The following is a 15,273-nucleotide window of genomic DNA, read 5'->3' on the forward strand; positions in this document are numbered from 1 at the left end:
TTTAAATTGATGAAAGTTACCCATTATACGAATTGAAAAACTGGTTTATCATCAATAAAATGAACTGGTATGTTAGGATAAAGCATTTGGAGCTTTATAGCTATGTATTCCATGCCATGCTTCTCACTTTCTGCGTGACCAAGTACGATTAAAGCCTTGCCTCGACCTTGCTGAACTGCATCTCGCACATATTCAGGAGTTTCCCATTCAGGACCCTCGCCTATAATCATGACGTCAAGTTGATTTTGCTGGAATAACGGAATCGCAAGATCGCCTCCTCCTCTATATCCAACTAATAGCCCTACGCGTTCACACATCATTGACAGATCGCCGACTACACGAACATATGAAAGATTTAGCCTCGCTTTTATATATTGTGTCATTTCATCTAGGGAAATAGCAGGAAGGGAAAGGACAGAAACAATGTCGCAATGCTTCTCTACATAAGCTTTCCAGTTTAATTTATAAAGTAGACCCGCCATTATACCGTCAGGCTTATATAAATGAACATAATCATGAAAACGGAAGATAGCGATATCCGCATTTTTAATCAGACATTTTTTCTCTTCATATACAGGGTCATTAAGCCATTGCTCATGATGGCGATAGTAGATTCCTTCGTGAGTAATAAGTAGGTTTACACCTAAATCGATTGCTTGTTGAATGACATGCTGCGTCGCAATAAATGTTGTCGCCATCCCCTTTATAGGAACTTGTTCATTACCTGCGATTAACCGATCTACTGTTGGTTCTAATTTCTGTGCGGGCTTTATAAGTTGATCCACTACATCCCGAACGAGAATTGTCATTACTATCCCTGCCTTTATGGAAGTTTAAAAACATTACTCTTATTAACTTAAGCTTAATATTTAGATAATCGGATTGAAGGATATAATTAATCTTACAGTAGGAAATTTGCGGGAATGAAGCGGGTTAATATCATTGCCCGCAATAATTTTGTTTCGATTTTATTGCAGGCAATGATTCATCATTCAATTATTTCATCACTTTGATTTCTTATACACTTCATTTGCCAGATCAACATAATCTTGCATTCCCATGTTTTCCAACTCTTTTACATAGTCATCCCATTTAGACAGATCACGATCCCCTAAAATAAATTCATATGTTGCCGTAGCAACAAAATCCTTTAGCGGTGTGCTTAATAAGTTTGCTCGCTCAAGTTCCATTTCGCTATACTTAATTGGCGGGTCCGGCAATACAAGCTCTTTAGTTGCATGCATCGCTTCCTGAAATTCAATCTCTTCTTCTGCAAACATTGAATGAAGTAGATCTGTCGTACCACCGTATGCAAAGTTCCCACCAGAGAAGCCAAAGTCGGCATTTAATGCCTTCGTTCCGTTTGGATTTAGGCCAACATAGTTAACGTCATCTGCTAGGACGCGTTTACCTCCGTCTTTCGTATAGGTAACTCCTTCTACCCCCCATTTAGCGAATTCTTGACCTTCATCGCTATACCATAGCCAATCAACAAATTGCAGTAAGGCTTCAAAATTTGGATCATCCTTTGCTTTAGCAGAAATCATAATTCCGTTCTCTAATTTGGACCCTCCCATTAACTGCCCTGCTGGTCCCCCAGGCTGGATAATTTTCTTAATCGCAAAATTACCTTCACCTAATGTCTCATTCATATCTTTACGGTAGTCAACAACCGTTTGTGAGTTCGTTCCAATGACGAAAGATTCTCCATTAATAAACTTCTTAATCGCTTGATCATCATCTTGCGTTACACTTTCTTTATCAAGTAATCCTTTTTCAACGAGACCATTGAAATAAGTTACTAGTTGTCTGTATCCATCAGATGTTGCTCCGAAAATAAACTTGTCTTCTTGTTCGTCATAATTTAATGCAGATCCTAACCCCCAACCTGCTGATGTTCCAAAACCTACCGCAGCAACATTAAGAGTACTATTTAATTGCCAACGATCAGAGAATGGAGTCGATTCTGGATGGGCTTCTTTCATTGCTACCATGATCTCTTCCAATTCATCCCAAGTATTCGGCATTTCAAAGCCAAGTTCTTCCACAATATCCGTCCGAATAGCTAATGTGTAATCAGGCCACACTTCTTCATGCAGACCAGGCAGCAAGTAATATTTTCCATCATCTTGGCGTAAACCTTCTAGAAAAGGTTCAATATTCCATTTTTCAACTTTGTCTTTGAAGTTTGGCATTAAATCAACATAATCACTAATAGGTAGAATCGTGCCCGAAGCAACAAATGGTGTTTCTTCTCCTGGATATGTCTTTGGTATAATTAATGGGGCATTTCCACTACTAATGAGTAAGCTTCTTTTTTCGCCATAATCACTCATCGGGATAATTGTCATGTCTAAATTCACATTTGTTCTCTTCTTAATCTCTTCTATTAAAAGCCACTCTTTCTTATAAGGATAGTTTGGGTGATCACTAAACGTCATAGAAAAGGTCAATTCTTCTTTTGCTTTAAATTGATCACCAACTCCGTAGCTATCCATTGCATTTTCACTTTCAGGAACATCGACTACTTCTTTTTCATTGTTTCCTTCTGTTTTTTCTGCATTATTACAAGCGACTAATAAAAAACTAAAGATCATTAAGCAGGAAAGTAAATATAGAAACCTCTTAAAACGCTTATTCATTCCATTCTCCCCCTTTTAAAATTGTCATATAAGTAGCACAGCAATAAGAGATGTGATTGATCCGCCTCCTTTCTAGTTACTTATCTAGACTGAGCCAATCATTGATTACCCCTTTACAGAACCAAGCATGACGCCAGAAACGAAATATTTCTGTACGTACGGGTAAACACATAAGATTGGTAGTACAGTTAGAACCATTGTAACCGCTTTAATATTTGCGGATATTTGTGTCAGATTGTCTGCGCTCGTTGCTCCGGCTGATATACTTCCTTCGGCTCCTTTAATTAAGTTTCTTAAATAAATCTGTACTGGGAATAGTTCCTTACTATCCAAATAGATAAACGCCGCAAACCATGAATTCCAATTTCCTACTGCATAGAAGAGAATCATTGTTGCAATCACCGGCAAAGAGAGAGGGATGACAATTTTCAGCAAAATCCCATACGTAGTCGATCCATCCATAATTGCGGCTTCCTCGAGTTCATCCGGAAGATTTTGAAAAAATGTTTTCATAATTAACATATTAAAAACACTCATTGCTCCTGGTATAACAATCGCCCACATCGTATTACCCATGCCTAATTTTTGAACTAATACATAGTTAGGAATAAGACCCCCACCAAAGAACATCGTAAATACAGCAAACATCGTGAAGAATTCTCTTCCTAACAGACGCTTCTTTGATAAAGCATAGGCAAACATCGTCGTTACTATCATTTGAATGACTGTCCCTACAACTGTGTAAACAACTGTATTTTTATAATTAATCCAGAACATTTTATCCTTTACAATCAGTTTGTAAGTATCTATGTTAAATCCTTTTGGCCACAGATTTATTTTTCCAGCATTGATATAAGATTCCGAACTGAACGACTGTGCAACAATATTTATAAAGGGATAAAAGGTTAAAGCAACAATCGTGATTAGTAATGTAACGTTAAATACCCGAAATATTTTGTATTGCACGGATTCTTTCAAAATGCTTCCCTCCTTTTACCACAAACTATTATTAGTTAGCTTTCTAGAAATAAAATTGGCTGAAAAGACGAGTATTAACCCTATTATTCCTTCAAATAGACCGATCGCAGTGGCATAACTAAAGTTACTCGACTCTAGACCGACCCGGTAAACATAAGTAGCAATGACATCAGATGTTTTATAGTTTAGCGGATTATAAATTAGTAATATTTTTTCAAATCCAACTGCCAATAAACTACCAATATTTAAAATTAATAACGTAATAATTGTCGGTAGAATCCCAGGAATCGTAATATGAATCGTTTGCTTCCAACGATTAGCTCCATCAATTTTAGCGGCTTCATATAGCTCTTCACTTATACCCGTAAGTGCAGCTAGATAAAGAATGGCTCCCCAACCTAGACCTTGCCAAATTTCCGAGCCAATATAAATTGTTCTAAACCATTCAGGTTTTTGAATAAAGCTAATTCTTTCTCCTGTGAAAAATTCAACCAAATTATTTATCGATCCATTAACAGCTACGAGTTCTAAGATCATTCCTGAAACAATAACAACGGAAAAAAAATGCGGTAAATAAGAAGCTGTTTGCACAAATCTTTTAAATTTCCTTGATTTGAGCTCATTTAATAAAAGTGCAAAAATAATGGGGGCCGGAAATGTAATTAGTAATGTCAAACTACTAAGGATGAGTGTATTTTTAAAGACTTTTAAAAATGTTGGGTCAGCAATGAACATTTTTACGTAATGCAAACCAACCCAATAGTCGCCAAAAATACTTCCTCCAGGTGAAAACTTTCGAAAAGCAATGATATTCCCAAACATTGGACCATACTTAAAAATAATCAGATAGACAACCGGAATGATTAATAACGAATAAAGTTGCCAATCTTTCTTAATTGATCTGACTGATGTTTGTAATTTTGTCGTTTTTGGCTTATTTAATTTTACGTTTACGTCGGATTTTTCAACCAATTGTTGCACACTCGCCCCTCCTTTATCCTTTTATTAATAGATCTTTCTTCCCTCTTCATCATCGATACCGGATTTTCTGTAAAAATACGTATTGATGATGTCACGCCATTCTTTTGAATGCTCATGCTGTTCACGTAATTTGTCAGCAATTGCTTGATAACGCTGATGATCAACTTCTTCTTCTAAAGACAGCCAGTCATTCAGTAATTCTTCGGCTTCTTCCACACCTTCAAAATGCGTATCATAAATCGATTGGATGACCGTTTTTCCAGATTGTAATTGATGCGTGTAGGGTACATGATGAAAGAAAAGCAATAATTCGTCTGGACATTGGGATAGTGAGTTATACATGCTTGCATTTGGTTCATGATATTGCCCTGAATAGCCCGTTCCTGTTTCCATTGTTCGATCGACACCGACTCCATTTCGATCAGCATAATGATATGTCCCCCATAAGGAATATTCATATCCATCTACATTTGGTCCATAATGATGATTTGGATTTACCATCCAGCCAACACCTAATGGAGCAGTATATTTTTCGTAAATTCTCCAGGAATTCAACAACATTTTTTGCAATGTACGTACTAATTTAGGGCTATTTCCAAATGTTTGTTGGATCCATTCAATCGTAATTGTTTCAGCATCTAAAGTCGGATCCCAGCATAGCCTGCCAAATCCATATAAATTCGCTTGCGCTAAATCATGTCCTGTCCAGTTTTCATCAGATCCTATATTTGAAACCGCAACGATACCACTATATTGATAGTCATTTACCTTGCCAGATGTAATTTTATAAACCTCTGTCCCTTTTCCGTTAGCATATGTATCAAAATCTAGCACTTCTTTCCATTGAGGAACTAAATAGCATAAATGTCTTTGTTGCCCTGTATATTCTTGCGTCACTTGGAGTTCTAATATTTGATTCGTTTTCTGAAGGGCGCCAATCAATGGGGATACTGGTTCTCTTACTTGAAAATCCATCGGCCCATTTTTCACTTGTAAAATAACATTTTCGTCAAACTGACCATCTAATGGCTGGAAATGATCATAGGCAGCCCTTGCACGGTCGGTTTTGCGATCGCGCCAATCTTGAAGGCAGTTATATACGAAGCAACGCCAAATAACGATTCCGCCATATGGTTTTAAAGCATCAGCTAGCATATTCGCTCCATCCGTATGGTCACGGCCATATGTAAACGGTCCAGGTCGATATTCCGAATCCGCTTTTACAACAAAACCACCGAAGTCTGGAATTTGCTTATAGATATGCTCTGCGATACTTTTCCACCAAGCTCGTACATTTTCATCAAGCGGGTCTGCTGTTGATAACCCGCCAATTTCAATTGGGCTTGAAAAATTGATACTTAAAAACAAGGTAATTCCGTATCCCCTAAAAATTGAGGCTACTTTTTCCACCTCTGGCAGTAAATCGGTAATAAGTGTCGTTTCAACTCTATGTACATTCACATTATTGATTGAAAGGGCGTTAATCCCAATCGATGCAAGCAGCCGCGCATAATCTTCAATCCGTTTTTCATCCCCAATAAACTGGTCATCAGTATAGAAAATCGATGTGCCCGCATACCCACGCTCAATGCTGCCATCGATATTATCCCAATGATTCATCATCCTCAGTCGATTCAATGGCTTTTCAACGATCGAGATACCCTCAAGCTTTTCTCCCATCTGTACGAGTCGAAGTAAGTGAAACACTCCATACAAAATCCCTCTATCAGACCCACTACTAATGATCACGCGTTCATTAATTTGTTCGATTTTATATTCATCAATTGGCTGACGATCAGCGGATAATTGGAGAACGATTCCTCTACCTTGATCATTGATTGATCCACATTGAATGCTTGGAGAAATCTCAAACATCTCTTCAATTGCGTGTGACAACTCATTTCTAGCAGACTCAATGATTTTCGTCTCTGCTTCATATGTAATTGTTTCTACATATTTTGAATAATTTTTGGCATCCTTTTCATCTTTAAGCGTATATTGCAGCCATGCTTTATAACTTTTATTGACTTTTGCTTTACTAGTATGCATTTTATAACTCCCCCTTTTTTAAAAATATTCAGGCTTGTATTCTTGAACACTACCATACTAGATTTATTCGTAAGTTATCTTCTTGAACCCTAGTATAGCAATGATAGCGTTTTCATATAAGGGCACAGTCTTTAGATAAAGTTCCACTTTTTTTAGATTTTCTAAAAAAAACGTACAGCTTAAGAAGTTAGCTGCACGTTCTTTTTCATTAACGAATATTTAATTCAATAATATGCCGATCAGGATCCAGACAAAATATTTGGGTAAATCCGCTTCTTGTCGTTGTATTTTCATAATTTGGTACTTGATGTTCGTTTAAATACTGTAAAACATCATTATATTCTGCTTCCACGCTTAATGCGATATGCGTATCAACAGTAATAATTTCACTGCTTTCTCTTAATGACTCTGATTCAGGACAGACAATTAAATGAAGCTGTTTCTCACCCATTTCAAACCATGCTCCAGCAAATTCAAAATTAGGTCGCTTTAACTCTTTTAAACCTAGAATTTCCCCATAAAATTGCTTGCTTTTCTCTAAGTCCGTCACGGCCAGACTAATATGATGAAGCCCTTTTATTTTTATCATTTTAACACCTTCTTTTAATGATTGTCTAAACTATTATCATATCATATTTGTTTTTAACAAAGCTTATCGCCAGGGTAGCAAGTAACACATTGAGCCGTAATGAAATTCCAGTGAAGGAGACTTGTTTTCCCTGATTGGGAGCGATTAGATACGACCTTATAGACTGCTTTGAGCCATTTTTACTTGCAACGGGCGATTAGGCACGACCTTATAGACAGATTTGAGCGATTTTCACTGGCGATGGGCGATTAGACACAACCTTATAGACAGCTTCGATCAATTTTTACTTGCAACGGGCGATTAGACACGACCTTATAGACAGCTTTGAGCCATTTTCACTAGCAACGGGCGATTAGGCGACGGCTTATAGACTGCTTTGAGCGATTTTCACTGGCAATGGGCGATTAGGCGCGACCTTATAGACAGCTTTGAGCCATTTTTACTGGCGATGGGCGATTAGGCGCGACCTTATAGACTGCTTTGAGCAATTTTCACTAGCAATGGGCGATTAGGCACGACCTTATAGACTGCTTTGAGCCATTTTTACTTGCAACGGGCGATTAGACACGACTTTATAGACTGCTTTGAGCGATTTTCACTGGCAATGGGCGATTAGATACGACCTTATAGACAGCTTATGATTCGAATTCACTAGTTCAACGTTTTATTCAAAGTATCTATGCTTTTTAACCCCCATTGATCGGAAATTTTTCATAAGAATCCGATGAATCGACTTTTTAGATTTTATTCCTTTACACCATTCATAAACAATCCGAGTCGTAATTTTTTTCTCTGGAAAAAGAAGTCTTATTTCCTCGGCAATCCGTAGGACTGCTGATTCAAATTGTTCAATGCATCCACATTTCACACAGATCAATTCCCTATCAAGAATCGACATTTCAAAAGAACGACAGCTGTTACAAGTAATTCCTTTTTTCAATTGACTGGCATCGTAGGATGGTAAGCGAGCATATGGTGATTCTTTTTGATGTAGTGAAATTAAGAGGTTGGCTAGCTTTTTATGCTGATCATCTAGTTTTAACGGTAATTCATTTAATTTTTTCATAAAGACATTAAGCTGAGATGGAAAAATGATTGGTGCATGTACGGGGGCTTGATATAAAGTAAATTCGGGGTTTACAAAAGCGACGTAACTTTCAATTTGGAAATGAATCCCATGACTTTTAAGTAGTGAGCGAAGCAATGTTTGACTTCGTTTCAACTGATCTAACGGGTTCATTATTTCTTGATTGGATGGGTGACTTCGAAATTCTCTAGATTCATATACATAGTCACCATCATAATTTTTTACTTCGATTGGAAAAATTGTTTTTTGGGATATGATTAATGTGTCAATTTGGAATAAGGAGTGATTATATTCGAGGCATAAATCATGGAGTATGTAACCTTCACATTCGAGCTTCCTTGTTAATTGGGCAAATTTTACTTCACCCTGATAACCTTTTTCTAGATTCAAATAATACTTTTTCTCTTTCATAGAAAAATTCATTCGAGTGTGCAAGACTCTAAGAATTTCTAACTTCTTGGACGCCACGCAAGGCTTTAATTGGATCATTCACTACATCTCCTTTTTTCTTCATTATACATGATCTATTCATATATAATAGAGTCATGATAACAATTTTTCAGGAGGCAACTTCATGCATATCGTAACGTTCGGGCAACATGATGAGAATACACTACGTCAGTTTCATAACTGTTTAAAGACTGGCGATGTAGTTGGCGGTGTCCTTTGTGCGGATGGGCATTACGGTTATAGCCAGCCAGTAGGTGGAGTCGTTGTTTATGATGGGCAAATCTCTCCATCTGGCGTCGGTTATGACATTGCTTGTGGAAACAAGGCGGTAAAAACGAATATTCAATACAATGAAATTAAGGACGGTATCCCACATATCATGGATGAGATCGCTAAAAAAATCTCGTTTGGAATAGGCCGTAAAAATAAGACTAAAGTAGATCACGAACTTTTCGATGACCCGGACTGGGGCGTGTATCAACAAATTGGCAAGCATGAACATGACCAATTAAAAAAATTAGCAAGCGATCAATTAGGTACGGTCGGTTCGGGCAACCACTTTGTTGATCTTCTTATCGATGAAAAAACAGGAGATGTGTGGATCGCCAACCATTTCGGAAGCCGAGGCTTCGGACATAAAACCGCTAGCGGTTTTCTTAATCTCGCAAATGGGCGTAAATTTTCAGATCGAGCTCCGGGAGAAAGCATGGAGCAGGCACCTACATTAATTGACTTACATAGTGAACTTGGTGACCTGTATTACCGTGCGATGATGTTAGCTGGTAAATACGCCTACGCTGGCAGGGATTATGTGATTGAACAAGTGTTGGCTATTCTTGGTGCCAAGGCCACTTTCGAAGTTCATAATCATCATAACTTCGCTTGGAAAGAGTCTCACCGTGGTAAAGATTATATTGTCGTTCGAAAAGGGGCAACCCCATCAGCGCCTGGTCAGCTCGGCTTTATTGGTGGAAGCATGGGCGATATTTCTGTCATTGTCCAAGGAAAAGACACACGAGAAAATCAGAATGCGTTTTATAGTACGGTTCACGGTGCCGGCCGAATTATGAGTCGTACACAGGCAGCTGGAAAAATGAATTGGAGAAAACGTACGCGAACAGGTGGGCAAATTTCTCAAAAGCAAATGGATGATGCGATAAAAAGCTTCGGTGTAGAATTACGTGGAGGCGGCACAGATGAAAGTCCATTTGTCTATCGAAAATTACAAAATGTACTTGATGCCCATAAAGACACGATTGATATTTTACACGTTCTTAAACCGATTGGAGTATGTATGGCAGGCGCCTACGAATTTGATCCATATAAGGATTAATATGAGAATCCCAAGGCTGAAAAAGTTCAACCTTGGGATATTTTATGTAACTGATGAATACTGTTGTTCGTTATTTCTTTCTTTTACTTTATCAATTTTATCGACAAACATTTGGAACACTTTTTTCTTTTCATCGAGGTCTCTTATTTCTTCTTTTAAGCTTACGAATCTTTCCTCAAACGGTGTATGGTACAGCTCACGAATGCTTTTTATAATTTCATCATTAACGGTTGATTGGATTACCTGTTTTGTAATACTGAATTTATAAGAATATACTTGGAGCTCCCGTTTGACCTCTTCATATTCTTTATCTATTTCAATTAATAAATCACAAATTTCTTCCTTCCACTCTTCCAATGACTTTTTCACATGATCTTCCATGATCAAGTCCCCTTTCTTCATAGCAATAAAGATCCATTGTCCATTTTAGCAGTTGAACGTTTCAGGACGATTACTCATAGATTACAACTTGTTTAACTAAAAGAATTACCCACAACCACGATTCATCAACTATAATAGTTCTATTGATCGAATTTGGTGGTGATTCTTGTGCGAAAATACTTAGGTGAGATAGGACTTGTCATTACAGCAATCATCTGGGGAAGTGGATTTGTTGGCAGCGCAATGGCGTTGGAGCATTACACGCCTTATCAAATTTTGGCAGGTAGATTTTTAATCGGTTCAGTGATTTTATGCATTGTATTTAATAAAAAATTGACGAACATAAAGAGAAGTACACTTGTAAAAGGCATGATTTTAGGGCTCTTTTTATACGTAGCCTTCGTGCTCCAAACAGTTGGACTCATTCATACGACACCTTCCAAAAATGCTTTTTTAACAGCGGTAAATGTTGTGATTGTTCCATTTATCGGATTTTTTCTGTATAAACGAAAGTTAAATACGTTTGAATTAGTTGGTGCGATTACAGCTTTGGCAGGTGTTGCCGTCCTTTCACTTCAATTATCTTTTGAAGTTAATATTGGGGATCTGCTGACACTTTGCTGTGCAGTTGGATTTGCCTTCCATATTTTTTATACGGCGAAATTTGTAAAAAATGAGGACGGTATACTGCTGACGATTGTGCAAATGGTAACAGCTGCCGTTATCAGCTGGATTACCGTCCTGTTTAAAGGTGAAACATCCTTCACATTCGAGTCAGAAGGGTTGCTCCCCCTCCTTTATTTAGGGCTTTTCTCAACGACGATCGCGTATTTACTGCAAACGGTTGGACAGAAATTCATTACCGAAACGAAAGCGGCGATTATTCTATCAACGGAATCATTTTGGGGCATGGCTTTTTCGGTCGTAATATTAAAAGAAATGATAACCGCGAAAATGATTATCGGGGCAATTCTCATCCTAGGGGCGATTATTATTTCCGAGACAAAGATTCAAGTTGTAAAAAGGAAAAGATTCGGCGAAACGGTTTAAGCAAAAAAATTCGAGAATCCATTTTCTCGAATTTTTTTGTATACTCATTTAATTACGATGGTGTACTGCTTTTTATTCTTGCCATTTGGGGATACGACCTGAATAACGATCTCCATATTTTTATGAACGCCCATTTTGGCATATTCATTTTGATTGGCGGCAACACCATTAATTTCAACGTTTTGCGCCCTTGTTGATGTTGCTAGTACTAATATCTCAACTTCAGCGCTATCTTGATCTAATCTAAGCGTATAGTTTTCAGTTTTTGGATCAAATGCAGGCTCCATTGAACCACCTTTTATGAAAACTGCACTTAGTGTATCAATATTTTCAGAAGTATAGTTATCTGAATAAATATGTTCAATATTAATTCCAACCCAATCCAAATCCGTCATATAATTTCCGATCAAGCTAATTTTGCTTGAACCCATGCATTCCTTAGCTGGTCTAAGCGTTGGTGACAATGCCTCTTCGCCAAAATCAATGGCTTGCTGTACCGCTTTTTCAAGATTTTCGAGGTAATTTTCATTTAAAACATGATCATTATGTCCGAAAAAGATTTTGTTAATCTTGCCTCTCGTAGCATGTCTAAAATTTTGTAAAACAGCTAAGAATCGATCCATCGTACTTTCTTCTCCACCAGCTAGATGAAGAAATGCCGTATCCATTAACGTATTACGGTTATTTCCAAATGCATCTGAAGCAAAAAGCAGGCCATTTTTTTCATCTAATAAAATGATATGCCCTTTCGTATGTCCGGGTATTTTATATGCTTTTAATTGACAATCTCCTAAGTCAAAAATATGACCTTCGTTAAAGTCAACAAAGCCAGTTAACGTTCCTCCAAATTGATCTAACGTTGCTTTTTCTTCCGAATTAAGATAAACGGTAATCCCTTGATCGATCAATGATTGTGCTTGTGCATCGTGGTCAGGATGTGCGTGAGTAATCACTGCCTCATACGGCAGTCCATCTGCTAGCATATCCAAAAAGCCTTTCAGGTCATTTTCCTTATTTAAACCTGCATCGATCAAGATCGCTCTTTCACTTCCAATGACAAAGTACATCTTCACCTGATATTCGTCCTCGATTCGAATAATCGCCGGAGAACCAGCTTCTTTTTCTTGAAGAATCGTATAGAAATATTCGTCATTAGGCAACGCTCGTATTGAAAAATGAAATGCAGCGACATCACTGGAAGATCCTTCTTTGATCGCAATCGCCTTAAGGTAAAAGTCTTTTTGAGCTTCTCCTTCATCTAATTGCAATGTTAATAGACCATCAGCTATATTGAATGTCGCACTTTCTTGATTAGGATCACTGCCATCGAGCGTATAATAAATGTGAGCGTCTTTCGTAAAACTCATCATATTCACATGGACTTTATTTGTACTATATGTTCCCGGCTTCGGAAAAACGGTTGGCTTTACAACTTTCATCGACCACATTCCCCTTTTATTTCATTGAAGTTTTAAATACTCTTCTCCCCTTTTTCCATCGGCGCAGAACAAAGCGGGCATTGTTTGCTAGGCAGGATCGCTTCTTCATGTGAAATGATTCGCTGCCAAGCTATGCAGCTGTTGGATGTGCATATCCATGCATATACTTTTTCTGCACTTTCCCCGTGGTGCTTCGATGTGTTTGCTTTCTCTTTATCTATAAACACATCTTGAATAAAACGCGATACCTCTACTTTTTTCCCGCGATAAAAAGCTGGCGAACTAATAAATAGTTCTTCTTTCGCCCTTGTTATCGCCACGTAAGCAAGCCTTCTTTCTTCTTCAATTGCCTTGAGCTGCTCTGCCTGAACTTTCGCCTTAAGCTTCACATCTTCATATTTTTTCATTTCGATCGCTGTAATATGTGGAACAATTCCTTCAGATGCACCAATGAAAAACACAATTGGAAATTCGAGTCCTTTTGCCTTATGGATTGTCATCACTTTTACTACATCTGCTGCTGAATCATTTCCAGCCGATTTCATTTGTTCGTAGCGCTTTTTCATATCTTTAATAAACGAAAGCATGTCTTCTAGACGATCAAAACGGCTGGCTGATGTTTCAAGTTCGTCAAGCTGCTCCTTTATCGCTTCTTTTTGTGTCGTAACCGTTTGCCAATCATTCGCTTCGATATACTTATCATAAAATTGCTGCCGGATTCGTTTGATCGCATCTTTCGGTTTTAATGTCGGAAGTTGAATAAGCAGCTGTCTTTTCTGCTCAATTGATTTGAGCTGATATGCTTTTAATCCAGGGTACACAAGCATATGATCGATCAACTGCTGTTTCGGTTGGCGGATTTGCTCTGCATGGACTTGCTGCATCCCTGCATCCCTTCGGATATACATCGTAGGCAGAATTTGTTCAAATGCATGCCAGTCAAGCGGATTGGTCGCTAATTGCATATAAGCAAGCACAACACTTACGTTGCTTTGCTCATAGAAAAAATAATGCCCTAATCCATAATCAAAAAAAGGAATTTCTTCAAGTGCTAATTGCTCAAAAATTGCCCGGCTATTGCTTGCTGTTCGATGTAAAATCGCAATATCCTTATATGTACAGTTACCTTCCTTTACTTTTCTTTGAATTTCTTCCGTAATCCATTCAGCCTCTTCATCTGTTGACCATGGACGCAAATAAGCTGGAACTTGATTGCTTTTACATATTGATTGCAGCTGCTTCTCTTTACGAATTTTATTTTGCCGAATGACCGCATTTCCAAGCCCAACAATTGGAGAAGTGGAACGGTAATTCGTCGTTAGCAATACCGTTTTTGTTTGTGGATACTGCTTATCAAAATCTAAAATAATCTCATTCCGTGCTCCTTGAAAAGCATAAATCGTTTGATCGTCATCCCCTACAACACATAAATGATTTTGCGGCGAAGCGATCAGTTTAATTAATTCATATTGAAGTGGATTACTATCTTGAAATTCGTCGACCATTACATATTGAAATCGTTGCTGCAATGTCCGCAAAAGTCTTTCATCACGCTGAAGCAAGGCGTAGGCTTCCGTTAACACATCATCAAAATCAAGTTTCTGATGATCTCTTTTCCATTGCTCATAATACGACGCAAGCTGTTTGATTTCTTTGTCTGCTTGCGTCTTTTCTGGCATCTGCTCCATTGTTTTTCCGCTCATTTTGTACAGCGATAAGACGGACAAAATCGACTCTGGCTGTAATTCATCTTCCAGGCCAAGCTCTTTCATTTTTTTCTTCAGTAAAATTTGTTTAAATGAATCACTCGTTAACATCTCTTGACGATATCCGGCATGTCTTAATATGTGAAGGAAAAAAGAATGATACGTTCGGACTTCTACTTGTTTTGCTTGCCAATCTCTAATGCCAGGCAATGCCGCAATCCTCTCCTTCATTTCATCAGCAGCTTTTTTCGTAAATGTCATCAATAAAATATGTTGGGCTGCCACTTGCTTTACCTGAAGCAAATAGCCTGTTCGACTGACGAGCGCGGACGTTTTTCCAGTACCAGCACCTGCCAATACTAATAACGGTCCATCCGTGCTTCTCACTGCATCTAACTGTGCTCGATTTAATTGAATTCCTTGCTCTTCCAGCGCTCGAAAATAAAACGCGTCATTTTCTATAGACTGTACAATGTCCACGCTCGTTGCCGTCTCAGCGATCTGGGCAAACGGAATTTGATGTGATTGTGCGCCCAAAGGCAGCTTAAAAAAGCGTGTTTTTGTTGATTTCATCGTTGTGTACTCCCT

At 38.1% G+C, this 15,273-nt stretch carries 12 protein-coding genes; 2 read left to right on the forward strand and 10 right to left on the reverse strand.

Going from position 1 to position 15,273, the window contains the following annotated elements; translation table 11 throughout:
• Nucleotides 1–23: 23 nt before the first annotated feature.
• From KHA95_RS14870 to KHA95_RS14900, 7 genes are all read right to left on the reverse strand, one after another.
• Nucleotides 24–809 carry a Nif3-like dinuclear metal center hexameric protein gene (locus KHA95_RS14870; RefSeq protein WP_213138309.1) on the reverse strand — a complete coding sequence of 262 codons (786 nt, stop codon included), beginning with the start codon at nt 807–809 and terminating at the stop codon, nt 24–26.
• Nucleotides 810–1,004: 195 nt separating this feature from the next.
• On the reverse strand, nt 1,005–2,642 hold the full coding sequence (locus tag KHA95_RS14875; RefSeq protein WP_213138310.1) for an ABC transporter substrate-binding protein: 1,638 nt from the start codon (nt 2,640–2,642) through the stop codon (nt 1,005–1,007).
• Nucleotides 2,643–2,747: 105 nt separating this feature from the next.
• Nucleotides 2,748–3,620 carry a carbohydrate ABC transporter permease gene (locus tag KHA95_RS14880; RefSeq protein WP_213138311.1) on the reverse strand — a complete coding sequence of 291 codons (873 nt, stop codon included), beginning with the start codon at nt 3,618–3,620 and terminating at the stop codon, nt 2,748–2,750.
• A gap of 15 nt (nt 3,621–3,635) precedes the next feature.
• Nucleotides 3,636–4,601 (reverse strand): ABC transporter permease, encoded by a 966-nt coding sequence (locus KHA95_RS14885; RefSeq protein WP_349305485.1) that lies wholly within the window; start codon nt 4,599–4,601, stop codon nt 3,636–3,638.
• 24 nt (nt 4,602–4,625) lie between these two features.
• Nucleotides 4,626–6,650, reverse strand: coding sequence for an alpha-glucuronidase family glycosyl hydrolase (locus tag KHA95_RS14890; protein ID WP_213138312.1), 2,025 nt, complete (start codon nt 6,648–6,650; stop codon nt 4,626–4,628).
• Between the two features lie 208 nt (nt 6,651–6,858).
• Nucleotides 6,859–7,239: a VOC family protein gene (locus KHA95_RS14895; protein ID WP_213138313.1), complete on the reverse strand. Its 381-nt coding sequence runs from the start codon at nt 7,237–7,239 to the stop codon at nt 6,859–6,861.
• A gap of 664 nt (nt 7,240–7,903) precedes the next feature.
• The gene (locus KHA95_RS14900) at nt 7,904–8,815 is read right to left on the reverse strand and encodes a nuclease-related domain-containing protein (RefSeq protein WP_249316942.1); all 912 of its coding nucleotides are present in this window, start codon (nt 8,813–8,815) and stop codon (nt 7,904–7,906) included.
• Nucleotides 8,816–8,900: 85 nt separating this feature from the next.
• Here KHA95_RS14900 and KHA95_RS14905 point away from each other — a divergent pair, with 85 nt between their 5' ends.
• Nucleotides 8,901–10,109 (forward strand): RtcB family protein, encoded by a 1,209-nt coding sequence (locus KHA95_RS14905; RefSeq protein ID WP_213138314.1) that lies wholly within the window; start codon nt 8,901–8,903, stop codon nt 10,107–10,109.
• Nucleotides 10,110–10,151: 42 nt separating this feature from the next.
• Here the strand turns inward: KHA95_RS14905 and KHA95_RS14910 are convergent, their stop codons facing one another.
• Nucleotides 10,152–10,490, reverse strand: a complete 339-nt coding sequence (locus KHA95_RS14910) for a hypothetical protein (RefSeq protein WP_213138315.1) — start codon at nt 10,488–10,490, stop codon at nt 10,152–10,154.
• A 168-nt stretch (nt 10,491–10,658) separates the two neighbouring features.
• Between KHA95_RS14910 and KHA95_RS14915 the strand changes: the two genes are divergently transcribed.
• Nucleotides 10,659–11,540, forward strand: coding sequence for a DMT family transporter (locus tag KHA95_RS14915; protein WP_213138316.1), 882 nt, complete (start codon nt 10,659–10,661; stop codon nt 11,538–11,540).
• A 44-nt stretch (nt 11,541–11,584) separates the two neighbouring features.
• Here the strand turns inward: KHA95_RS14915 and KHA95_RS14920 are convergent, their stop codons facing one another.
• Together KHA95_RS14920 and KHA95_RS14925 are read right to left on the reverse strand one after the other, a co-directional pair.
• Nucleotides 11,585–12,979 (reverse strand): MBL fold metallo-hydrolase, encoded by a 1,395-nt coding sequence (locus KHA95_RS14920; protein ID WP_213138317.1) that lies wholly within the window; start codon nt 12,977–12,979, stop codon nt 11,585–11,587.
• A 32-nt stretch (nt 12,980–13,011) separates the two neighbouring features.
• Nucleotides 13,012–15,258, reverse strand: a complete 2,247-nt coding sequence (locus KHA95_RS14925; protein ID WP_213138318.1) for a UvrD-helicase domain-containing protein — start codon at nt 15,256–15,258, stop codon at nt 13,012–13,014.
• Nucleotides 15,259–15,273 lie beyond the last annotated feature (15 nt).

The organism is Bacillus sp. FJAT-50079 (genome assembly GCF_018343515.1).
Classification (GTDB): domain Bacteria; phylum Bacillota; class Bacilli; order Bacillales; family Bacillaceae_C; genus Lederbergia.

Coding starts and splice junctions, on each gene's coding strand:
- KHA95_RS14905 (WP_213138314.1), top strand. CDS start 8,901: ATGCATATCGTAACGTTCGGGCAACATGATGAGAATACACTACGTCAG.
- KHA95_RS14900 (WP_249316942.1), bottom strand. CDS start 8,815: ATGATCCAATTAAAGCCTTGCGTGGCGTCCAAGAAGTTAGAAATTCTT.
- KHA95_RS14910 (WP_213138315.1), bottom strand. CDS start 10,490: ATGGAAGATCATGTGAAAAAGTCATTGGAAGAGTGGAAGGAAGAAATT.
- KHA95_RS14870 (WP_213138309.1), bottom strand. CDS start 809: ATGACAATTCTCGTTCGGGATGTAGTGGATCAACTTATAAAGCCCGCA.
- KHA95_RS14920 (WP_213138317.1), bottom strand. CDS start 12,979: ATGAAAGTTGTAAAGCCAACCGTTTTTCCGAAGCCGGGAACATATAGT.
- KHA95_RS14890 (WP_213138312.1), bottom strand. CDS start 6,650: ATGCATACTAGTAAAGCAAAAGTCAATAAAAGTTATAAAGCATGGCTG.
- KHA95_RS14895 (WP_213138313.1), bottom strand. CDS start 7,239: ATGATAAAAATAAAAGGGCTTCATCATATTAGTCTGGCCGTGACGGAC.
- KHA95_RS14875 (WP_213138310.1), bottom strand. CDS start 2,642: ATGAATAAGCGTTTTAAGAGGTTTCTATATTTACTTTCCTGCTTAATG.
- KHA95_RS14925 (WP_213138318.1), bottom strand. CDS start 15,258: ATGAAATCAACAAAAACACGCTTTTTTAAGCTGCCTTTGGGCGCACAA.